At 64.7% G+C, this 21,202-nt stretch carries 18 protein-coding genes; 7 read left to right on the top strand and 11 right to left on the bottom strand.

The genetic code is table 11. The features are described from left to right. Positions 1 to 10: 10 nt before the first annotated feature. The 5 genes from secF to queA form a co-directional block, all read right to left on the bottom strand. The gene (secF, locus tag CIC12_RS29950; RefSeq protein WP_168669748.1) at positions 11 to 961 is read right to left on the bottom strand and encodes a protein translocase subunit SecF; all 951 of its coding nucleotides are present in this window, start codon (positions 959 to 961) and stop codon (positions 11 to 13) included. Positions 962 to 979: 18 nt separating this feature from the next. Beyond that, positions 980 to 3,028: a protein translocase subunit SecD gene (gene secD / locus CIC12_RS29945; protein ID WP_168669746.1), complete on the bottom strand. Its 2,049-nt coding sequence runs from the start codon at positions 3,026 to 3,028 to the stop codon at positions 980 to 982. 117 nt (positions 3,029 to 3,145) lie between these two features. Then, positions 3,146 to 3,475 (bottom strand): preprotein translocase subunit YajC, encoded by a 330-nt coding sequence (gene yajC, locus CIC12_RS29940; RefSeq protein ID WP_168669744.1) that lies wholly within the window; start codon positions 3,473 to 3,475, stop codon positions 3,146 to 3,148. 196 nt (positions 3,476 to 3,671) lie between these two features. Next, a complete protein-coding gene (gene tgt / locus CIC12_RS29935) occupies positions 3,672 to 4,862 on the bottom strand; it encodes a tRNA guanosine(34) transglycosylase Tgt (protein ID WP_168669742.1) in 1,191 nt (396 codons plus the stop codon). 199 nt (positions 4,863 to 5,061) lie between these two features. Then, positions 5,062 to 6,117 carry a tRNA preQ1(34) S-adenosylmethionine ribosyltransferase-isomerase QueA gene (queA, locus tag CIC12_RS29930; protein WP_168669740.1) on the bottom strand — a complete coding sequence of 352 codons (1,056 nt, stop codon included), beginning with the start codon at positions 6,115 to 6,117 and terminating at the stop codon, positions 5,062 to 5,064. A 159-nt stretch (positions 6,118 to 6,276) separates the two neighbouring features. Here queA and recG point away from each other — a divergent pair, with 159 nt between their 5' ends. The 7 genes from recG to ubiA all read left to right on the top strand — a co-directional run bounded on the left by recG (position 6,277) and on the right by ubiA (position 13,647). Continuing rightward, entirely contained in the window at positions 6,277 to 8,667 is a 2,391-nt protein-coding gene (gene recG, locus CIC12_RS29925) for an ATP-dependent DNA helicase RecG (protein ID WP_168669738.1), read from the top strand. Positions 8,668 to 8,796: 129 nt separating this feature from the next. Continuing rightward, positions 8,797 to 9,756 (top strand): LysR substrate-binding domain-containing protein, encoded by a 960-nt coding sequence (locus tag CIC12_RS29920; protein ID WP_168669736.1) that lies wholly within the window; start codon positions 8,797 to 8,799, stop codon positions 9,754 to 9,756. Positions 9,757 to 9,985: 229 nt separating this feature from the next. Further along, on the top strand, positions 9,986 to 10,126 hold the full coding sequence (locus tag CIC12_RS29915; protein ID WP_168669714.1) for a hypothetical protein: 141 nt from the start codon (positions 9,986 to 9,988) through the stop codon (positions 10,124 to 10,126). A gap of 67 nt (positions 10,127 to 10,193) precedes the next feature. Further along, positions 10,194 to 11,648, top strand: a complete 1,455-nt coding sequence (locus CIC12_RS29910) for a catalase (protein WP_168669734.1) — start codon at positions 10,194 to 10,196, stop codon at positions 11,646 to 11,648. A gap of 81 nt (positions 11,649 to 11,729) precedes the next feature. Further along, entirely contained in the window at positions 11,730 to 11,903 is a 174-nt protein-coding gene (locus tag CIC12_RS29905; RefSeq protein ID WP_168669732.1) for a hypothetical protein, read from the top strand. Positions 11,904 to 12,056: 153 nt separating this feature from the next. After that, positions 12,057 to 12,551, top strand: a complete 495-nt coding sequence (locus CIC12_RS29900) for a Dps family protein (RefSeq protein WP_168669730.1) — start codon at positions 12,057 to 12,059, stop codon at positions 12,549 to 12,551. Between the two features lie 232 nt (positions 12,552 to 12,783). Further along, the gene (ubiA, locus tag CIC12_RS29895) at positions 12,784 to 13,647 is read left to right on the top strand and encodes a 4-hydroxybenzoate octaprenyltransferase (protein ID WP_168669728.1); all 864 of its coding nucleotides are present in this window, start codon (positions 12,784 to 12,786) and stop codon (positions 13,645 to 13,647) included. Between the two features lie 390 nt (positions 13,648 to 14,037). On the opposite strand, the gene proC is transcribed toward ubiA, so the two are convergent. From proC to CIC12_RS29865, 6 genes are all read right to left on the bottom strand, one after another. Then, complete coding sequence (gene proC, locus CIC12_RS29890) at positions 14,038 to 14,853, bottom strand: pyrroline-5-carboxylate reductase (RefSeq protein ID WP_168669726.1); 816 nt, start codon at positions 14,851 to 14,853, stop codon at positions 14,038 to 14,040. A gap of 47 nt (positions 14,854 to 14,900) precedes the next feature. Beyond that, positions 14,901 to 15,599 (bottom strand): YggS family pyridoxal phosphate-dependent enzyme, encoded by a 699-nt coding sequence (locus tag CIC12_RS29885; RefSeq protein WP_168669724.1) that lies wholly within the window; start codon positions 15,597 to 15,599, stop codon positions 14,901 to 14,903. Positions 15,600 to 15,637: 38 nt separating this feature from the next. Then, entirely contained in the window at positions 15,638 to 16,864 is a 1,227-nt protein-coding gene (gene glcF, locus CIC12_RS29880; RefSeq protein WP_168669722.1) for a glycolate oxidase subunit GlcF, read from the bottom strand. Positions 16,865 to 16,872: 8 nt separating this feature from the next. Then, on the bottom strand, positions 16,873 to 17,961 hold the full coding sequence (gene glcE, locus CIC12_RS29875; protein ID WP_168669720.1) for a glycolate oxidase subunit GlcE: 1,089 nt from the start codon (positions 17,959 to 17,961) through the stop codon (positions 16,873 to 16,875). A gap of 140 nt (positions 17,962 to 18,101) precedes the next feature. Beyond that, a complete protein-coding gene (locus CIC12_RS29870) occupies positions 18,102 to 19,595 on the bottom strand; it encodes an FAD-linked oxidase C-terminal domain-containing protein (RefSeq protein ID WP_168669718.1) in 1,494 nt (497 codons plus the stop codon). A 116-nt stretch (positions 19,596 to 19,711) separates the two neighbouring features. After that, positions 19,712 to 21,127 carry an FAD-linked oxidase C-terminal domain-containing protein gene (locus CIC12_RS29865; protein WP_168669716.1) on the bottom strand — a complete coding sequence of 472 codons (1,416 nt, stop codon included), beginning with the start codon at positions 21,125 to 21,127 and terminating at the stop codon, positions 19,712 to 19,714. Positions 21,128 to 21,202 lie beyond the last annotated feature (75 nt).

Here is a 21,202-nt window from a genome sequence, read left to right as displayed (position 1 = left end):
TACGACAGGATCAGACTTGCGCGCCTGCGTTCGGATCGTTCGGATCGGTGCGTTCCTTCTTGTCCTTCACCAGATCTTCGCGCTTCACCCCCAGCCACATCGCGAGCGCGGCCGCGACGAACACCGACGAATAGATACCGAACAGAATACCGACCGTCAGCGCCAATGCGAAGTAGTGCAGCGTCGGGCCGCCGAACAGGAACATCGACAGCACCATCATCTGCGTACAACCGTGCGTGATGATGGTTCGCGACATCGTGCTGGTGATCGCATGGTTGATCACCTCGATCACGGTCATCTTGCGTTCACGGCGGAAGGTCTCGCGAATCCGGTCGAAGATAACGACCGATTCGTTCACCGAATAGCCGAGCACCGCGAGCACCGCGGCCAGGACCGACAACGAGAACTCCCACTGGAAGAACGCGAAGAAGCCGAGAATGATCACCACGTCGTGCAAGTTCGCGATCACGCCGGCCACCGCGTACTTCCATTCGAAGCGGAAAGACAGGTAGATCACGATGCCGATCACCACGCAGGCGAGGGCGAGCAGGCCGTCGGTGGCGAGTTCCTTGCCGACCTGCGGGCCGACGAACTCGACGCGCTGCAATTGGACCTGCGGCGTCTCGGCCTTCAGCGCGGTCATCACCTGATCGCTCTGTTGCGCCGACGTGTAGCCCTGCTTGAGCGGCAGACGGATCAGCACGTCGCGCGAGGTGCCGAAGTTCTGCACCTGGGCGTCCGCGTAGCCGAGTTTGGCCAGCGTGCCGCGCACCGGATCAAGCGGCGCGGCGCCCGGATACTGCACTTCGATCACGGTGCCGCCGGTGAACTCCACCGACAGGTGCAGCCCGCGATGCACGAGGAAGAACACAGCGGCAAGGAACGTCAGCAGCGAGATTGCGTTGAAGATCAACGCACGCTGCATGAACGGAATGTCTTTGCGAAAACGGAAAAATTCCATGGTCTTGTTCTCCGGGACTCAGCGGGATGAACCCGGTTTCTGCGGCGTGTTCGAGGAACCCGACGCATTGCGGCGGCGCACGGTCGGCTTGCCGGCGCGCGCTTGCGCCCCTGCAGGCGTCTTGGGCTTCGCCGCAGCCTTGGCGACGGCTTGCGCGCTGCCGGTGTCAGCGTCGCTATTGCCGAGGTAAGCGCCCGAGCCCGCGGGCGCTGTTTCCGGACGCCACACCTGGCCGATCGCCAGCGACTTCAGTTTCTTCTTGCCGCCGTACCAGAGGTTGACAATACCGCGCGAGAAGAACACCGCCGAGAACATCGACGTCAGAATGCCGATACAGTGAACCATCGCGAAGCCGCGCACCGGGCCGGAGCCAAACGCGAGCAGTGCGAGGCCGGCGATCAGCGTGGTGACGTTCGAGTCGAGAATCGTCGCCCACGCATGCGCGTAGCCGTTCTGGATCGCCAGTTGCGGCGGCGCGCCGTTGCGCAGTTCTTCACGCACGCGTTCGTTGATCAGCACGTTCGCGTCGATCGCCATACCTAGCGCGAGCGCGATAGCGGCGATGCCGGGCAAGGTGAGCGTGGCCTGCAGCATCGACAGCACCGCGATCAGCAGCAGCAGGTTGACCGACAGACCGATCATCGAGATCACGCCGAACAGCATGTAGTACGCGATCATGAACACGGCGATCGCCGCGAAGCCCCACACCACCGAGTGGAAACCCTTCTTGATGTTATCGGCGCCGAGGCTCGGGCCGATCGTGCGTTCTTCGATGATTTCCATCGGCGCGGCGAGCGACCCGGCGCGCAGCAGCAACGCGAGGTCGGCGGCGGCTTGCGGGGTGGGCTGGCCGGTGATCTGGAAGCGGTCGCCCAGTTCCGACTGGATGGTCGCCACCGTCAGCACTTCACCCTTGCCACGCTCGAACAGCACCATCGCCATCGGCTTGCCGATGTTGTCGCGCGACACGCTGCGCAGCGCGCGGCCGCCGGCCGAGTCGAGGCGCAGGCTGACGGAAGGACGCTGATGTTCGTCGAAGCCCGCCGACGCGTCGATGATCCGGTCGCCCGTGAAGATGACCTGCTTGCGCAGCAGCACCGGCGTCTGGTTGCCCTGGGTGAACAGTTCGTCGCCCGGCGGCACAGGGTCGGACGGCTTTGGATGCGTGTTGACCGGGTCGGCCAGGCGCGCTTCGAGCGTCGCCGTGCGGCCGATGATGTCCTTCGCCTTCGCCGTGTCCTGCACGCCCGGCAGTTCGACGACGATGCGGTCCGCGCCTTGCTGCTGGATCACCGGCTCGGCCACGCCGAGTTCGTTCACGCGGTTATGCAGCGTGGTGATGTTCTGCTTGAGCGCGGCGTCCTGCACGGCGCGTTGCACCGCCGGCGTGAACGTGCCGACCAGTTGCACACCGCCGTCCTGGCCCGCCTGCGAGGCCCACTGGAGTTCGCTGATGCCGCGGCCGAGCAGCTTGAGCGCCGCGTCCGCCGTGGCCTGGTCGGCCAGATTGACCACCACCGACTGGCCCACGCGATTCACGCCGCCGTCGCGCACGTTGTTGTCGCGCAGCAGCGTGCGCACGTCCGAGGCGTCCGAGTCGAGCTTCTTGTTGAGCGCGCCGGCCATGTCCACTTGCAGCAGGAAGTGCACACCGCCGCGCAGATCGAGACCGAGGTACATGGGCAGCGCGTGCAGCGCCGAGAGCCAGGTGGGCGATGCGCTTTGCAGGTTCAGCGCCACGATGAACTGCGGATCGGTCGGATCGCTGTTCAGCGTTTTCTGCAGCAGATCCTTGACGCGCAATTGCGTGTCGGTGTCCGTCAGACGCACCCGAATGTTCGTGTTGGTCGTCGAATTGTCGAACGTGACGGCGGTGGGCTTGATCTGATTGGCGGCGAGCGCGGCTTCGACCGCAGCCAGCGTGGTCGAGTCGAGCCTGACCGTTGCCTTGCCGCTCGACACCTGCACCGCCGGCGCTTCGCCGAACAGGTTGGGCAGCGTGTACACGAGGCCGATGACCAGAGCCACCAGCATCACGGCATATTTCCAGAGGGGGTAGCGATTCATGAGTGGTCCAACGGGAGGTTGGCTTGGAAGCGATGCGTCCGGCGATGAGCGCGGGTGGTTCAGCACAGGGTGGCGTGAATCGCCGGCGAGGCCGCGCCGGACGCGAGAGAGCAGGCCTTACAGCGACTTGATCGTGCCCTTCGGGAGAATCGTCGTGATCGACGCTTTCTGCACGGTGATTTCCGTGCCTTCCGAGATTTCGACGCCGACGTAAGCCTCACCCACCTTGGTCACCTTGCCGACGATGCCGCCGTTCGTCACCACTTCGTCGCCCTTGGCCATGGCGGCGAGCATGTTGCGGTGCTCCTTCTGGCGCTTCATTTGCGGGCGAATCATGATGAAGTACAGCACGCCGAACATCAGGATCAGCGGCAGGAAGCTCATCAGGTTCGATTCAATGCCACCTGTTGCTGTGCCTTGGGCAAAGGCATTGGAAATGAACGACACGTTGGTCTCTCCGTTATCAGTCAAACGATCAAAAAAATCAGCCGGTTATTCTACCACCGGCCTGATGCGCGACGGCGCGGCGAATCGGCTTTGCGATCAACCGTTTAAGCCTTTTTACGCCGTCTGCGAAAGTAGATTGTAAGGTTTTCGATGCGCGGCGCGTGGATTCTTCGGTTGAATCCGCGCGCCGCACCCGTCAAGGCGCCTGTTCGACGCCCCGCGCGCGGTTCTCGTGGAAGCGTTTGCGGAACGGCTCGAACATCTTCGCGTCGATCGCGTCACGCATTTCCTGCATCAGTTCGAGGTAGTAGTGCAGGTTGTGGATCGTGTTCAACTGGGCGCCGAGGATTTCGCCGACACGGTGCAGGTGATGCAGATAACCGCGCGTGAAATTGCGGCAGGTGTAGCAGCCGCATTGCTCGTCGAGCGGGCGCAGCGAGTTCCTGTGCGTGGCGTTGCGGATCTTGATGTCGCCGAAACGGGTGAAGAGCCAGCCGTTGCGCGCGTTGCGGGTCGGCATCACGCAGTCGAACATGTCGACGCCGGCAGCGACCCCGGCCACCAGATCTTCCGGCGTGCCGACGCCCATCAGGTAGTGCGGCTTGTCGGCCGGCAGCTTCGGGCCGATGTGGTTCAGCACGCGCATCATGTCTTCCTTCGGCTCGCCGACCGACAGCCCGCCGATCGCGAGGCCGTGGAAGTCCATTTCCGCTAAACCCGCGAGCGACTCGTCGCGCAGGTCCTCGAACATGCCGCCCTGGACGATGCCGAACAGCGCGTTCGGATTGTCGAGCCGCTTGAACTCGTCGATCGAGCGTTGCGCCCAGCGCATCGACATGCGCATCGAGTCGGCCGCGTCTTTGTGCGAGGTCGGCACGTTGTTGGTCGCGTACGGCGTGCATTCGTCGAACTGCATGACGATGTCCGAGTTCAGCACCTTCTGAACCTGCATCGACACTTCCGGCGACAGGAACAGCTTGTCGCCGTTGATCGGCGACGCGAACGTGACGCCGTCTTCGGTGATCTTGCGCAGATCGCCGAGCGAAAACACCTGGAAGCCGCCGGAGTCGGTCAGGATCGGCTTCTTCCAGCCCATGAAGCCGTGCAGACCGCCGTGCGCTTCGATGGTTTCAAGACCGGGGCGCAACCACAGGTGGAAGGTGTTGCCCAGAATGATCTGCGCGTGCATTTCTTCCAGTTCGCGCGGCTGGACCGCCTTCACCGTGCCGTAGGTGCCGACCGGCATGAAGATCGGCGTTTCCACCACACCGTGATTCAGCGTGACGCGCCCGCGGCGCGCCTGGCCGTCGGTGCCGAGCAGTTCGAATTGGAGGCCGTTGGCGGGGCGCTCGGTGGTGGTCTCTTGCGATTGATGACCGAGGGTCATTGAGTAACTCCTGGGCTACCGGAAAACAGTCCGGCGCGAATGTTGAAACGGACTTCGGGTTGGTGATTCTGCATGGGACCGGGAAAGCGCTAAAGCGCTAAAGCGCTGACTCTGATCGACAGCCCCAAACGTTGAAATGCCGCCGCGAACATTCGCGGCGGCCCGGGAACTGCAAAAACTTCAAAACGGCCAGGCTGTTTCAGACGTCGCGGCGCGTGAGCAGCATCGCATCGCCGTAACTGAAGAACCGGTAGCGCGCTTCGATCGCATGACGGTACGCCGCGCGAATCGTCCCGACGCCGGCGAACGCCGATACCAGCATCAGCAACGTCGACTTCGGCAAATGGAAATTCGTGACCAGCCGGTCGACCACGCGGAATGGGTAGCCCGGCGTGATGAAAATGTCCGTCTCCGTGCTGGCGGCGGCGAGCAGCCGGCCGGCAGCTTCGGCGTCGCGCGCGGCGGCTTCGAGCGCGCGCATCGACGTCGTGCCCACCGCGATCACGCGATTGCCGCGCGCCTTGGTCGCCGCGATCCTGTCGGCGAGCGACTGCGGCAGGTGATACCACTCGCTGTGCATCTTGTGCTCGGCGAGATTCTCGACCCGCACCGGCTGGAACGTGCCCGCGCCGACGTGCAGCGTCAGTGTCGCGCGTTCCACGCCGCGAGCGTCGAGTCGCGCGAGCAGCGCGTCGTCGAAATGCAGGCCGGCGGTGGGAGCCGCGACCGCGCCGGGATTCTGCGCGAACACGGTCTGGTAGCGGGTCTCGTCGGTCGAGTCGGGATCGTGTTCGATGTACGGCGGCAGCGGCAGCCGGCCGAACTGCTCGATCAGCGTCAGGCAGTCGTCCGGGAAATGCAGCGTGTAGAAAGGCTCGACCCGCTCGCCGACGGTGACGTCGAACGTGTCCGCGAGACGGATCGTGGTGCCCGGCTGCGGGCTCTTGCTCGCGCGAATCTGCGCGAGTGCCGTGCGCTCGCCGGTGAGGCGCTCCACCAGCACCTCGACCTTGCCGCCACTGGCCTTCTGGCCGAGGAAGCGCGCCTTCAGGACTTTGGTATCGTTGAAGACCAGCAGATCGCCGGGCGCGATGCACTCGGGCAACTCGGCGAAGCGGCGGTCGATCAGACGCGCGGCATCGGCGCCGCCGGTGTTGTCCACCTCGAGCAGACGGCTGGCGCTGCGCTCGGGCAGCGCCACTTGCGCGATCAGCTCGGGCGGCAGATCGAAATCGAAATCGGAAAGCGTAAACATGCGAACGACTGGATGCGAATTGGGACTGAATTGAGCCGAAGCCGGAGCCGGGCGGCTATGATTGCGGGACGCCAGAGCGGCCCGCTAGCCCACGCGCCTGCGGTGAACCCGTCGGCGGCGAACCCTTTGACAGCCGATATTGTACTTGCGAAGCAGCCCATGCCTTTGTCCGACCGCCGTTTGCCCTCCGCTACCGATGAAGTGAGCGCCGAACCGAAGCGCCGCGTCGCGCGAGGCAACGCGGCGCAGCAGGTGAGCGAGGTCGGGGCGGGCGCGACGCCGGCGAGCGAAAAGGACGCGCGGGAAGAGGACCTAGCCGACGATAAATCCCCAGGATCACCCGGCGCGACGGCACCGTTCGGCGCGGCCGACCCCTTCGGTGACAAGCCCGCCGGCAAGTCCACGCCGAAGTCCGCCGGCAAAGCCGCCACGAGGGGCGCCGGGAAAGGCGTCGAGGANGGCACGGAAAAACGCATCGCCAGGCCCCCCGTCAAAACCGCCGACAAGCTCGCCAAACTCGGCCTCACGCGCGCGATCGACCTCGTGCTGCATCTGCCGATGCGCTACGAAGACGAAACCTCGCTGACGCCGATTGGCCACCTGCTGCCTGGCGGCATCGCGCAAACCGAAGGCGTCGTGTTCGACAACGAGATCGCCTATCGCCCGCGCCGTCAGTTGCTGGTCAAGCTGCACGACGACGCCGGCGACGAACTCGTCCTGCGCTTTCTGAACTTCTACGGCTCGCAGGTCAAGCAGATGGCGATCGGCGCGCGGCTGCGGGTGCGCGGCGACGTGCGCGGCGGCTTCTTCGGCATGGAGATGGTGCATCCGGCGGTGCGCGTGGTCGACGAGGACACGCCGCTGCCGCAGGCGCTGACGCCCGTCTACCCGAGCACTGCGGGCGTCACGCAGGCTTATCTGCGCAAGGCGATCGACAACGCCTTGTCACGCACGTCGCTGCCGGAGTTGCTGCCCGAGCCGGTCGCGCGGGCGCACCTCGAGCCGCTCGGCGTGCCGTCGCTGATGGATGCCGTGCGCACGCTGCATCATCCCGGCGTGCAATCCGATGAGACCGCGCTGATCGACGGCACGCATCCGGCCTGGGTGCGCATCAAGTTCGAGGAGCTGCTCGCGCAGCAGATGTCGCTCAAGCGCGCACACGACGAGCGCCGCACCCGCGCCGCGCCCGCCATGCCGCGCCGCAAGCAGGGCGACGAGTCGGCCCTGGTGGCGCGGCTGCTGAAGGCGCTGCCGTTCTCGCTGACGAGGGCGCAGGAGCGTGTCGGCGGCGAGATCGCGCTCGACCTGACCCAGCCGCATCCGATGCAGAGGCTTTTGCAAGGCGACGTCGGCAGCGGCAAGACGATCGTCGCTGCGCTGGCCGCCGCGCAGGCCATCGACGCCGGCTACCAGGCCGCACTGATGGCGCCGACCGAAATTCTCGCCGAACAGCACGCACGCAAATTGCGCGGCTGGCTGGAGCCGCTCGGCGTAAGCGTCGCGTGGCTGGCGGGCAGTCTGAAGACCAAAGAGAAGCGCGCCGCGATCGAAGCCGCCGCGCTCGGCACCGCGCAACTCGTCATCGGCACGCACGCGATCATTCAGGACGCGGTGGAATTCGCCCGCCTCGGGCTCGTGATCGTCGATGAGCAGCACCGCTTCGGCGTCGCGCAACGGCTCGCGCTGCGCGCCAAGGCGCTCAACGCTACCGACGGCGCGCGCGACTTCCAGCCGCATCAACTGATGATGTCCGCGACCCCGATTCCGCGCACGCTCGCCATGACCTACTACGCCGACCTCGACGTCTCGACCATCGACGAATTGCCACCGGGCCGCACGCCAATTCTGACCAAGCTCGTCTCCGACGCGCGGCGTGAGGAAGTGATCGGCCGGGTGCGCGAGGCGGCGCTGACCGGGCGTCAGGTGTACTGGGTGTGTCCGCTGATCGAGGAAAGCGAAACCTTGCAATTGCAGACCGCGGTCGAGACCTACGAGACGCTGGTGGCCGCACTGCCCGAGCTGAAGGTCGGCCTCGTGCATGGACGCCTCGCCCCCGCCGAGAAGGCCGCGGTAATGGACGCGTTCACCCGCAACGAGGTGCAGCTGCTGGTCGCGACGACCGTGATCGAAGTGGGCGTCGACGTGCCGAATGCGTCGCTGATGGTAATCGAGCATGCAGAGCGCTTCGGCCTCGCGCAACTGCACCAGCTACGCGGACGGGTGGGTCGCGGCAGTGCGGCGTCGGTGTGCGTCCTGCTTTACACCGGGCCGCTGTCGATGACCGCGCGCGCGCGCCTGCAGACCATGCGCGAAACGACGGACGGCTTCGAGATCGCCCGGCGCGATCTCGAGATTCGCGGACCGGGCGAGTTTCTGGGCGCCCGCCAGTCGGGCGCGGCGATGCTGCGGTTCGCCGATCTCGAAAACGACCAGTGGCTGATCGAACCCGCGCGCGAGGCGGCCGCGGTGCTGCTCGAGCAGTATCCGGAGGTCGTGTTGCAGCATCTGGCGCGGTGGCTGGGGGCGCGTGAGCATTATCTGAAAGCGTGAAGCGGGTTTGACGTCGTTGAAAAGGTGCTGCACGACACGTGCGCCAGTCCCGAAACAAGAGGTGGCGAACCGACCCCATAGGGTGTATAACTAGAACCTATCGAATTCATTGCACTGATTGGTCCCCCAATGACGCTCACCGAATTGAAATACATCGTGGCGGTTGCCCGCGAGCGGCACTTCGGCCGGGCCGCCGAAGCGTGTTTCGTCAGCCAGCCGACGCTGTCGGTCGCTATCAAGAAGCTCGAAGACGAGCTGAATGTGCAGATCTTCGAGCGCGGGACCAGCGAGGTCAGCGTCACGCCGATCGGCGAACAGATCGTCACGCAAGCGCAGCGCGTGCTCGAACAGACGCTCGCGATCAAGGAAATCGCCAAGCAGGGCAAGGACCCGCTGGTCGGACCGTTGCGGCTCGGTGTGATCTATACGATCGGGCCGTACCTGCTGCCCACCCTCGTCAAGCAGATGATCAAGCGCGTCCCGCAAATGCCCTTGATGCTGCAGGAAAATTACACGCTCAAGCTGATCGAACTGCTCAAGCAGGGTGAAATCGACGTCGCCATCATGGCGTTGCCGTTTCCCGAAACCGGTTTGATGCTGCGCCCGCTGTACGACGAGCCTTTCGTCGTCGCGCTCCCGTCGGGCCACGCGTGGGAAAACCGCCAGAAAATCGACGCCGACGACCTGAAGCAGGAAACCATGCTGCTGCTCGGCAGCGGCCACTGCTTCCGCGATCACGTGCTGGGCGTGTGCCCGGAACTGATGCGTTTTTCGCAGAACGCGGACGGCATCCAGAAGACCTTCGAAGGGTCGTCGCTGGAGACCATTCGCCATATGGTCGCGAGCGGCGTCGGGATCACCGTGCTGCCGCGCATGTCGGTGCATGAAGTCAAGCCGCACGCGGGCGGCATCGACGCGGGCCTGCTCAGCTATGTCGCGTTCGACGAGCCTGTGCCGGATCGCCGCGTCGTGCTCGCGTGGCGCAAGAGCTTCACGCGCATGCCCGCGATCGACGCCATTTGCGATGCAATCAGCGCCTGCGATCTGCCGGGCGTCAAGAAGCTCGATCTGCCGGTCGCGGTCAACTAAGCAATCTCTTTCCTCTCTATGCCCGGTCGGCGCTGTTGGCCGACCGCCGGGACGGCGCACGCTTCGCGCGCGCGGCCGATCTTGCGCGCCGCAGTCCCGCGCCTGCCGCAGGCCTGCCTTGCCCCTATTAAATAGATAAAATTAATCAAACACAAATTTATAATAGTGTTGATATAGTTTCCCCCGTGGATCGCCCGATCCCTTATTCGATAAGGCCCAGGAGGAAATCATGATGCAATCGAATTCGCAGCAAATTCACGCGCTTGTCGCCCAACCGGTGGTCGCAACGGCCGTCCGCGCGGCAACTTCGGCGCCGAGCATGCGCACCGTCGCATTGTCGTTGCTGGTCGATCGGGCCTTGTCCGCTTAGCGCAGCGGCTTGCGGCATCCATGCCGCGTCTGTTCCCCTCTTTCAATAAAAATCACAGGAGTTACCCATGTCCGAACGCAAGCTCACCAATGCGGCCGGCGCACCGATCGCCGACAACCAGAATTCGATGACCGCCGGCTCGCGCGGCCCGGTCGTGCTGCAAGACGTCTGGCTGCTCGAAAAGCTCGCTCACTTCGATCGCGAAGTGATTCCCGAGCGCCGGGTTCACGCCAAGGGTTCGGGCGCATTCGGCACGCTGAAGGTCACGCACGACATCTCGCGCTACACGAAGGCGAAGGTGTTCGCGGCGCTCGGCAAGGAAACGCCGCTTTTCATGCGCTTTTCGACGGTGGCGGGCGAGCGCGGCGCGGCCGATGCCGAACGGGACGTGCGCGGCTTCTCGATCAAGTTCTACACCGAAGAGGGCAACTGGGACGTGGTCGGCAACAACACGCCGGTGTTCTTCATCCGCGATCCGCTGAAGTTTCCTGACTTCATCCACACGCAGAAGCGCGATCCGTACACCAACATGCGCAGCAACGTCGCCGCGTGGGACTTCTGGTCGCGTCATCCGGAATCGCTGCATCAGGTGACGATTCTGATGAGCGACCGCGGCATTCCGAAGAACTATCGGCAGATGCACGGCTTCGGTTCGCACACGTACTCGTTCATCAACGCGAACAACGAGCGCTTCTGGGTCAAGTTCCACTTCAAGTCGATGCAAGGTATCGAGAACTTCACCGATGCGCAGGCGGCGCAAGTGGTCGCGCAGGACCGCGAGAGTGCGCAGCGTGATCTGGTCGGCAATATCGACGCGGGCAACTTCCCGGCATGGCGCTTCGCGATTCAGGTGATGCCGGAAGCGGACGCGGCGAACTATCGCTTCAATCCGTTCGACATCACGAAGGTGTGGTCGCAGAAGGACTATCCGCTGATCGACGTCGGCACGATCGAGCTGAACCGTAACGCGGCGAACTATTTCGCGGACGTCGAGCAAGCCGCATTCACGCCGGCCAACGTCGTGCCGGGTATCGGCTTTTCGCCAGACCGTCTGTTGCAGGGGCGCCTGTTCTCGTACGGTGACACGCAGCGCTATCGCCTCGGTATCAATCACCATCAGATTCCGGTGAATGCGCCGCGCGTGCCGGGCGCGCATTCGTTCCATCGCGACGGTGCGCTGCGCACGGACGGCAACCTCGGCGGCAACGTGAACTACGAGCCGAACCGTTTCGGCGACTTCGCACAGGACGCGAACGCGTCGGAGCCGCCGCTCGCGGCAGGCGCCGTCGATCGCTACGATCATCGCGCTGACGACGACTACTACACGCAGCCGGGCATGCTGTTCGCGCTGTTCGACGCGGCACAGCGCCAGCGTCTGTTCGGCAACATCGCGCGCCACATCAATGGTGTGCCGCAGGACATCGTCGCGCGTCAGATCGAGCATTTCCGTCGCGCCGACCCGGCCTATGCGCAAGGCGTGATCGCCGCTTTGGCCGAACTGGCGGAAAGCGGCAAGAAGTAGGTAACGGTAGTTGAAGCGATGCAGCAAAGCGGGGTGCAGCGGCGCCCCGCCGGTATCGATACGAATCGCGGGAGTACGATCATGATTCAGACGATGATGGCCACGCCTGGCGGCTCGCCGGCAGCACGCGGTGCGCACCGGCGGCAGACACTCACGCGGGCATTCGGCGTGCGTAAGGCATCCGGTTTCGCGATCGTCGCGAGCGGGTGGGCGGTGCTCGTCGCGCAGGCGCTGCAACACGCGCTGGGCGGTTGATCGCAGTCAACCCGTCAAAGCGGCAAGTGGCCACGTGTCACGCGAACGCAGCAGATTTCCAGGCTAAACTGTCGAGCGTTCGATGTTTCGCGTTTGCCTTGCGCAAACCGTCACTTTGCCGACCGGTTCGTATCACTCTTCGAAGGAGTCATCATGGCCAAGAAAGAAGCCGCAGCCGTACAGCACGTCAATATCGGGATCAGCGATAAAGATCGCAAGAAGATTGCAGACGGTCTGTCGCGTTTGCTCGCCGACACCTACACGCTGTACCTGAAGACCCACAACTTCCACTGGAACGTGACGGGTCCGATGTTCAACACGCTGCATCTGATGTTCGAAACGCAATACAACGAACTGGCGCTGGCAGTCGATTCGATCGCTGAACGGATCCGCGCACTGGGCGTGCATGCGCCGGGCAGCTACAAGGACTTCGCGAAGCTGTCGTCGATTCCGGAAGCGGACGGCGTGCCGGCCGCGGAAGAAATGATCCGCCAGCTGGTGGAAGGTCAGGAGGCCGTGGTGCGCACCGCACGCGCGATTTTCCCGTCGACGGAAGCCGCCAACGATGAGCCGACAGCCGACCTGCTGACGCAACGCATGCAAACGCACGAAAAGACCGCGTGGATGCTGCGCTCGATGCTCGCTTGAGCGTCGCCGCCTCGCGAGCGAGCCGCTCCGCTCAGGCGCCGACGTTGCGCTGTTTGCCCTGAAACGGCACAAAGCCTCCCCTCGCGGGAGGCTTTGTTTTTTGCGATGCCGTTCAGCGAGCCGCGCAGATAGCCTGGCGTTCGGAGCGCACCCGCCCGAAGGCAGCCGCCCGCGCGCATCCCGTAAAATAGCCGCAACGTTTGCGCATTTCATCCACTTCACCGATTCCGCCATGTTCGCCCGACTTCCCCTGTATCTGCGCCTCGTGCGCATGGACAAGCCGATCGGCAGCCTGCTGCTGCTGTGGCCGACACTCAACGCGCTGTGGATCGCGTCCGATGGACATCCGTCCTGGCCGCTGCTGGTGATCTTCACGGTGGGCACGGTGCTGATGCGCTCGGCGGGCTGCGCGATCAACGATTATGCGGATCGTGATTTCGACCGCTTCGTGAAGCGCACTGAAAATCGACCGATCACGTCGGGCAAGATCAAGGCGTGGGAAGCGGTGGCGTTGGCGGCCGGGTTGTCGCTGCTGGCGTTTCTGCTGATCTTGCCGCTGAACACGCTGACCAAGGAGCTTTCGGTGGCGGCGCTGTTCGTCGCCGGTTCGTACCCGTTCACCAAGCGGTTCTTCGCGATTCCGCAGGCGTATCTCGGCATCGCGTTCGGCTTCGGCATTCCGATGGCGTTCGCCGCGATTCAGGGCCACGTGCCGATGCTCGCGTGGCTGATGCTGCTCGCCAACGTGTTCTGGTCGGTCGCGTATGACACCGAATATGCGATGGTCGATCGTGACGACGACATCAAGATCGGCATCCGCACGTCGGCGCTCACGTTCGGCCGCTTCGACGTGGCCGCGATCATGCTGTGCTATGCGGTGACGCTTGGCATCTATGTCGGTATCGGCGTGATGCTCGGTTTCGGCGTGCTGTACTGGCTGGGTTGGGCGGCGGCGGCGGCCTGCGCGATCTATCACTACACGCTGATCCGCGACCGTGAGCGCATGGCATGCTTCGCCGCGTTCCGGCATAACAACTGGCTCGGCGGCGCGTTGTTTGCCGGGATTGCCGCGCATTATGCGGTGGCTTCGTTTTGATTTTGCTGCGCGGCGCGCAGGGCAGCGTTTTGGTTCCGCGCGTGGCATGCACCGCAGAGCGTTGCGGCGGATTCGCGGTGGACTTGTAGTGGATTGCTAACAGTGGGCCCGCGTTATGGAGCGAAGCGCTGTGTCGTTTAATTCTGCAGTGCTTCGTTCTCTCTCCTTGTGTACGTCGATGCGGCCGCGTTGCGAATCTCGTGCCGCGCCCGACGGTGTACCTACTTCCTCGTCAGCCATAAGCATTGGCAAACGGGCATTGGCAAACAAGGCGTCAACAGGATGCCGCAAAAGCTTTGTCCATCGCGGCGCTAACCACGGTGCCGCCAAAAGCTTCGTCAAACGCGGCAGCCCACCAGGCTAGCGCTCACGCACCACCATCAACCGCGCTTACTGCTTGCCGAACTCCTCGCCCATTTCCTTCGCGCGCGCATCGGCGGCGAGCGCGCCGCGCACGATCGCGTCCTTGATGCCGCTCGCGTCGAACGACGTCAGCGCTGCGGCGGTCGTGCCACCCTTCGAGGTCACGCGTTCGCGCAGCAGGCTCGGCGGCTCGTCCGAATTCGCCGCCAGTTGCGCCGCGCCGGTGAAAGTCGCGACGGCCAGCGCGCGGCCCTGCGCTTCATCCATGCCGAGTTGGCGTGCGGCTTCCTGCAGTGCTTCGATGAAGTAGAACACGTAGGCCGGACCGCTGCCCGAGATCGCGGTGACGGCGTCGATTTTCGCTTCGTCGTCGAACCAGACCGTTTCGCCGACCGCGCCGAGCACCTGCGACGCGAGCGCGCGGCCCGCTTCGTCGACGCTGCCGGTCGCGACGAGGCCCGTCACGCCCATGCCGATCAGCGCCGGTGTATTCGGCATCACGCGCACGATGCGGCCGTGGCCGTTCAGCCAGCGCGACATGTCGCCCATGCGAATGCCCGCGACGATGCTGATCACCAGTTGCGACGGCTTCAGATGCGGCGCCAGCGCTTCAGCGACGCTCTTCAGAATCTGCGGTTTCACCGCCAGCACGACGGCGTCGTACCCTGCGAGCACGGCGTCCGCGCCCGCTCCGGTGCGGATGCCGAACTGCTGCTCATTGCGCTTGCGCGCGTCTTCATTGGGATCGATCGCGTAGAGGTCCGCAGGTGCGACGCCGCGCTTGATGAGGCCGCCGATCAACGCCGCAGCCATGTTGCCGCCGCCGATAAAAGCAATTTTCATGATAGTCCGAATGAGTTTCGGTGAAGAGCCTGGACGGCCCGGAAAGGTCAGTGAGCGTAATCCCGCGCGCCGAAGATCGCGGTGCCGACTCGCACGATTGTCGCGCCCTCGAGCACGGCTGCTTCGAGGTCGCTCGACATGCCCATCGACAACGTGTCGAGTTCGAGTCCGTCGTCGCGCAGACGCTCGAACAACTCGCGCAATTGGCGATGCGGCGCACGTTGCGCATCGATATCGCCCGCCGGTTCGGGAATCGACATGAGCCCGCGCAAATTCAGTTTCGGCAGCGCGGCGATTTCCTGCGCGACTTCGACCGCCTCGGCAACGCCGACGCCGCTCTTGGATGCCTCGCCGCTCACGTTGACCTGCAGGCACACGTTCAGCGGCGGCAGATTGGCAGGGCGCTGCTCGGACAGTCGCTGCGCGATCTTCAGGCGATCGACCGAATGCACCCAGTCGAAATGCTCGGCGACCGGCCGCGTCTTGTTCGATTGCAACGGGCCGATGAAATGCCATTCGAGCGACGCGCGCAGATCGGCGAGCGACTCGATCTTGGCGAGCGCCTCCTGCACGTAGTTCTCCCCGAACTCGCGCTGGCCGGCCGCGTGAGCTGCACGCACGTCTTCGGCGGGGAAGGTCTTCGAGACCGCGAGCAGCATGACCGAACGCGCGTCGCGTCCGGCGGTGTGCGCGGCCGTGGCGATGCGCTGCCGCACCGCTTCGAGGTTGTAAATCAGATCGGGCATGGAGCGTAACCGTGGTTCAGCGAAAAGCGATGACCCGATTATACGGACAGCATGTGCTCGACCAATTCAATCCAGTGCGCGACCGGCGTCGACGTGCCGCTTTGCAGATGCGCAATGCAGCCGACGTTCGCCGACACGATCACCTGCGGCTCCTGTGCCTGCAGCCGTTCGAGCTTCTGATCGCGCAGTGCGTACGACAGCTTCGGCTGGGTCAGCGAATAGGTGCCGGCCGAGCCGCAGCAAAGATGACTGTCGACGGGCAGACGCACTTCGACGCCGAGCGCGGTGAGCAGATGCTCGACCTTGCCGCGCACCTGCTGGCCATGCTGCAGCGTGCAGGGTGGATGAAACGCCACGGTATGCACCGAGCGGCGGCGCGTGACGGCGGTGAGCGCTTCCTCGAACTCGGGCAGGATCTCCGAAATGTCGCGCGTCAATTCGACGATGCGGCGCGCCTTCTCCGCATAGGCCGGATCGTGGCGCAGCAGGTGCGCGTATTCCTTGACCGTCGCGCCGCAGCCGGACGCGTTCATCACGATCGCCTCCGCGCCCTGCTCGACGTACGGCCACCATGCGTCGATATTGGCGCGCAGGTCGTCGAGCGCCTCGTCGTTGTAGCCCAGATGCAGGCGGATCGCGCCGCAGCAGCCGGCGTCGGGCGCGATCACGGTTTCGACGCCAAGCGCATCGAGTACGCGCGCCGTGGCGATGTTCACGTTCGGCATCATCGACGGTTGCACGCAACCCGCGAGCATCAGCATCTTGCGCTCATGTTTCGCGGTGGGCCATTCGAGCGGCCGCTGCCGCGCGGGCACCTTGTCGCGCAGTTTTTTCGGCAGCACGCGGCGAAAGTGCTGGCCGAGATGCATGGTCGGCGTGAAGACCGCACTGTTCGGCACAACGCTCGCGAGCAGCCGGCGCAGCATCCGCTGCCCCAGCGGGCGCGTGACTTTTTCTTCGGTGAGCTTGCGGCCGATCTCCACCAGCCGGCCGTATTGCACGCCGGACGGGCAGGTCGATTCGCAATTGCGGCAGGTCAGGCACCGGTCGAGGTGAACCTGGGTACTGCGCGTGACCGGCGCGCCTTCGACCATCTGCTTGATCAGATAGATGCGTCCGCGCGGCCCGTCGAGTTCGTCGCCGAGCAACTGGTAGGTCGGGCAGGTGGCCGTGCAGAAGCCACAATGCACGCAATTGCGCAGGATGGCGTCGGCTTCGTCGCCATCGGGCGTATTGCGAATGAAGTCCGCGAGGTTGGTTTGCATCGCGTCGCTCAGAAGTCGGGGTACAGACGGCCGCGATTGAAAATGCGGGCCGGGTCGAAAGCGCTTTTCAGGCCGCGATGGATTTTCATCAGCGGCGCGGGCAGCGGCGTGAACACACCGGCGCTGCGGTCGTAACCGTGGCCGGTGCGGAAGATCGTGGCATGACCGCCGGCCTGTTTCGCGCTGATGCGCACCGTTTGCGCGTCGGTGTCGGTGATCCACCAGCGCTGGCCGCCGCCCCATTCCATCAGTTGCGCACCGGGCAGTTGCAAAGGTTCGGTGATCGAGGGCAGCGCGAGACGCCAGAGCGCGGCCTTCGGCGGGATGGCCCCAAAGAACGAGTCGGTCTGCTCGCGCAGGCCGGCCCAGAAACGCTCCGCTTCCACCGCATCGACGACCTCGCCGCCGAGCGACGTGCGCGCCGACTTGACCGCCGCTTCCGCGCCCGCGAGGCGCACGGCGAGCGTGCCGTGACGCCATGCGCTCGCGGTGATTGGCAGCGGGCGCCCGCCCCATTCGTTCAGCTTACGGACCGCATCGGTGCCGTTCATGTCGAACTTGAGCGTGGCTTCGGCCTGCGGCAGCGGCAGCACCTTGATCGACAATTCGAGGATCAGGCCGAGCGTACCGAGCGAGCCGGCCATCAGACGCGAAACGTCGTAACCCGCGACGTTTTTCACCACCTGGCCGCCGAAATGCAGTGTCTGGCCTTGACCGTTCATGATGACCGCGCCGAGCACGAAGTCGCGCGCCGCGCCTGCGGCAGGGCGGCGCGGCCCTGAGATGCCGGCCGCGATGCAGCCGCCGAAGGTGGCCTGCGGGCCGAAGTGCGGCGGCTCGAAGGCGAGCATCTGATCGTGCTCGGCGAGCGCGGCTTCGATCTCCAGCAGGGGCGTGCCCGCGCGCGCGGTGATGACCAGCTCCGCCGGATCGTACGCGATGATGCCGCGATAAGCGCGCGTGTCGAGGATGTCACCTTCCAGCGTCTGACCATACCAGTCTTTGGTGCCGCCGCCACGGATGCGCAACGCGCGTCCCTCGGCGCTGGCCGAACGCACGCGTTCCGACCATACGGCGACGATGTCGTCCTCTTCCATGGTGTCCTGCTTCGTTGTGTTTCGTTTGATTGTACCGGGCGGGGGCTCGCTGGCAACCAGGAGCGGACCCGCATCGGGTAATCAGGGTCGAGGACCGGGAAGCGCCGCCGCAGCGGCGTGGCGGTGCGCTTTGCCTACTGCTAGAAGCGCGGTAGCTCGGGGTGAGGCAGCAAGCCGCCGCGCACGTGCATCTTGCCGTATTCGGCGCAGCGCGCTCGCGTGGGAATGCCCTTGTCCGGGTTGAGCAGACCGGGCGCGTCGAAGGCGCGCTTGACCGCGTGGAACGTGTCGCGCTCTTCGGGCGAAAACTGCACGCACATCGAGTTGATCTTCTCGATGCCGACGCCATGCTCGCCCGTCACCGTGCCGCCCAGTTCGACGCACGCTTCGAGGATGTCGGACCCGAACGCCTCGGCGCGGTGCCACTCGTCCTGGTCGTTGCCGTTGAAGAGGATCAGCGGATGCATGTTGCCGTCGCCCGCGTGGAAGACATTGATGCAGCGCAGGCGGTAGGTTTGCTCCATCGCCTCGATGCGCGCGAGTAGCGGCCCGATACTGCGGCGCGGCACGGTGCCATCCATGCAGTAGTAGTCTGGAGAGATGCGGCCCGCAGCCGGGAACGCGTTCTTGCGGCCGGACCAGAAGCGTAGCCGCTCCGCTTCGGAGCGCGAAATCTGGATGCGCGTCGCGCCCTGTTCGCGCAGCACCGCGGTCATGCGCACGATTTCATCGGCAACCTCTTCTGGCGTGCCGTCCGATTCGCACAGCAGGATCGCCGCCGCGTCGAGATCGTAGCCGGCTTTGACGAATTCCTCGACGGCGCGCGTGGCCGGTTTGTCCATCATCTCGAGCCCTGCGGGAATGATGCCCGCCGCGATGATGCAGGCGACCGCTTCGCCGCCTTTCACGACGTCGTCGAAACTGGCCATGATGACCTGCGCCGTTTGCGGCTTCGGGATCAGCTTGACGGTGACTTCGGTGACGATCGCGAACATGCCCTCGCTGCCGATCAGCACCGCGAGCAGATCGAGTCCGGGTGCGTCCGGCGCGAGCGAGCCGAATTCGACGATCTCGCCTTCCATCGTCACCGCGCGCACGCGCAGCACGTTGTGCACAGTGAGGCCGTACTTGAGGCAATGCACGCCGCCGGAATTCTCCGAGACGTTGCCGCCGATCGTGCAGGCGATCTGCGACGACGGGTCCGGCGCATAGTACAGACCGTACGGCGCCGCGGCTTCGGAGATCGACAGATTGCGCACGCCCGGTTGCACCGTGGCGGTTCGCGCGTAGGAATCGACTTCGACGATTTTCCTGAAGCGCGCAAGCGACACCACGACGCCATGACGGATCGGCATCGCGCCGCCTGACAGGCCGGTGCCCGCGCCACGCGGCACGATCGGCACGTCGAGCCGGTGGCAGATCTGCACGATGCGCTGCACCTGCGATTCCGTCTCCGGCAGCGCGACCGCGAGCGGCAGACGCCGGTACGCGGCGAGGCCGTCGCAGTCGTAGGCGACAGTGTCTTCCTCGCGATACAGCAGACAGTGGGTCGGCAACACAGCCATCAGCGCCTGCACGACTTCGCGCTGGCGCTGGGCGAGTACTTCAGCCGTCAGTTCAGCGGGTGCGTTCATGTGACTTGTCTCCTCGTGCCTTTCGCCAAACTTGCTCTTGTTTCGAGCCGCCTTGCTTCGACGCCGGCGCGGCGGCTAATGCCTTGCGGCCACGCCCGACAGAGCCTATGCCATAGCTAGACTACCCAGGAGAAGATCTTGCCCGGGTTCATCAGGTTGCGCGGATCGAGTGCGTGCTTGATCGAGCGCATCGTATCGACGGCGACATCGCCGTGTTCTTCGAGTAGAAAGCCCATCTTGTGCAGGCCGACGCCGTGCTCGCCGGTACAGGTGCCGTCCATGCGCAGTGCGCGTTGCACGATGCGATGGTTCAGACGCTCGGCTTCCGCGAGCTCTTCGGGCTTGTTCGGGTCGATCAGGATCGCGACATGGAAGTTGCCGTCGCCGACATGGCCGACGATCGGGCAGGGCAGCGGCGACGCTTTCAGATCCAGCTCCGTTTCCACCACGCATTCGGCGAGACGCGAGATCGGCACGCAGACGTCGGTCGTGACGGCGCGGCAGCCGGGCTTCAGTTGCAGCATCGCGAAATAGGCGTTGTGACGCGCGTTCCACAGACGACTGCGGTCTTCCGGGCGCGTCGCCCATTCGAAACCTTCGCCGGCATTTTGTGCGGCGATCTCCTGGACGAGTTCTGCCTGTTCCTTCACGCCGGCCTCAGTGCCGTGAAATTCGAAGAACAGCGTGGGCGCTTCGCGCAGCGTCAGATTCGAATGGCGGTTGATCGAGCGGATCGCGAGCGAGTCGACGAACTCGACGCGCGCGATCGGCACACCGATCTGGATCGTTTCGATGACCGCGCGCACCGCGTCGCCCATCGACGCAAACGCGCATACGGCGGCGGAGACAGCTTCCGGTTGCGGATAAAGGCGCACGGTGATTTCGGTGATCACGCCGAGCGTGCCCTCCGAGCCGACGAACAGACGCGTCAGGTCGTAACCCGCCGATGACTTGCGCGCCCGTGTGCCGGTCTTGATCACGCGGCCATCGGCCAGCACGACGGTCAGGCCTAGCACGTTCTCGCGCATCGTGCCGTAGCGCACGGCGTTGGTGCCCGACGCGCGCGTGGCCGACATGCCGCCGATGCTCGCGTCGGCGCCCGGGTCGATCGGAAAGAAGAGGCCGGTGTCGCGCAACGCTTCGTTCAACTGCTTGCGCGAAATGCCGGGCTCGACGGTGACGGTGAGGTCTTCGGCGTTGATCGACAGCACGCGGTTCATTTCCGACAGATCGATCGACACGCCGCCTTGTACGGCGAGCAGATGTCCTTCGAGCGATGACCCGTTGCCGTATGGGATGAGCGGCACGTCGTACTGGCCGCACAGTTTGACGACGGTTTGCACGTCTTCGGTCGTGCGCGCGAAGACGACGGCGTCAGGCAGTTGGGGGTCGAACGGCGATTCGTCGCGGCCGTGGTGGGCACGCACGGCTTCGGCAACGGACACACGCTCGCCGAAGGTCGCTTTGAGCGCGCCGAGCAGTTCGGCGGGAAAAGGCCGGCGCAGCGGGGCCGGTGGTACGGGATGATTCACGCATGTCTCCTGTGTCGACCGGAGTTAGCGCTTTAGCGCTTACTCCGATCCCATGCAACGCGGTCGACCGGAGTT

The sequence above is a fragment of the Paraburkholderia sp. SG-MS1 genome (genome assembly GCF_012275575.1).
Classification (GTDB): domain Bacteria; phylum Pseudomonadota; class Gammaproteobacteria; order Burkholderiales; family Burkholderiaceae; genus Paraburkholderia.
The sequence above is the reverse complement of the archived record's forward strand: the minus strand, read 5'-3'. Positions and strand labels throughout refer to the sequence as shown.

Coding starts and splice junctions, on each gene's coding strand:
- secF (WP_168669748.1), bottom strand. CDS start 961: ATGGAATTTTTCCGTTTTCGCAAAGACATTCCGTTCATGCAGCGTGCG.
- secD (WP_168669746.1), bottom strand. CDS start 3,028: ATGAATCGCTACCCCCTCTGGAAATATGCCGTGATGCTGGTGGCTCTG.
- tgt (WP_168669742.1), bottom strand. CDS start 4,862: ATGACCCTCGGTCATCAATCGCAAGAGACCACCACCGAGCGCCCCGCC.
- queA (WP_168669740.1), bottom strand. CDS start 6,117: ATGTTTACGCTTTCCGATTTCGATTTCGATCTGCCGCCCGAGCTGATC.
- CIC12_RS29920 (WP_168669736.1), top strand. CDS start 8,797: ATGACGCTCACCGAATTGAAATACATCGTGGCGGTTGCCCGCGAGCGG.
- CIC12_RS29915 (WP_168669714.1), top strand. CDS start 9,986: ATGATGCAATCGAATTCGCAGCAAATTCACGCGCTTGTCGCCCAACCG.
- CIC12_RS29910 (WP_168669734.1), top strand. CDS start 10,194: ATGTCCGAACGCAAGCTCACCAATGCGGCCGGCGCACCGATCGCCGAC.
- CIC12_RS29905 (WP_168669732.1), top strand. CDS start 11,730: ATGATTCAGACGATGATGGCCACGCCTGGCGGCTCGCCGGCAGCACGC.
- CIC12_RS29900 (WP_168669730.1), top strand. CDS start 12,057: ATGGCCAAGAAAGAAGCCGCAGCCGTACAGCACGTCAATATCGGGATC.
- ubiA (WP_168669728.1), top strand. CDS start 12,784: ATGTTCGCCCGACTTCCCCTGTATCTGCGCCTCGTGCGCATGGACAAG.
- proC (WP_168669726.1), bottom strand. CDS start 14,853: ATGAAAATTGCTTTTATCGGCGGCGGCAACATGGCTGCGGCGTTGATC.
- CIC12_RS29885 (WP_168669724.1), bottom strand. CDS start 15,599: ATGCCCGATCTGATTTACAACCTCGAAGCGGTGCGGCAGCGCATCGCC.
- glcF (WP_168669722.1), bottom strand. CDS start 16,864: ATGCAAACCAACCTCGCGGACTTCATTCGCAATACGCCCGATGGCGAC.
- glcE (WP_168669720.1), bottom strand. CDS start 17,961: ATGGAAGAGGACGACATCGTCGCCGTATGGTCGGAACGCGTGCGTTCG.
- CIC12_RS29870 (WP_168669718.1), bottom strand. CDS start 19,595: ATGAACGCACCCGCTGAACTGACGGCTGAAGTACTCGCCCAGCGCCAG.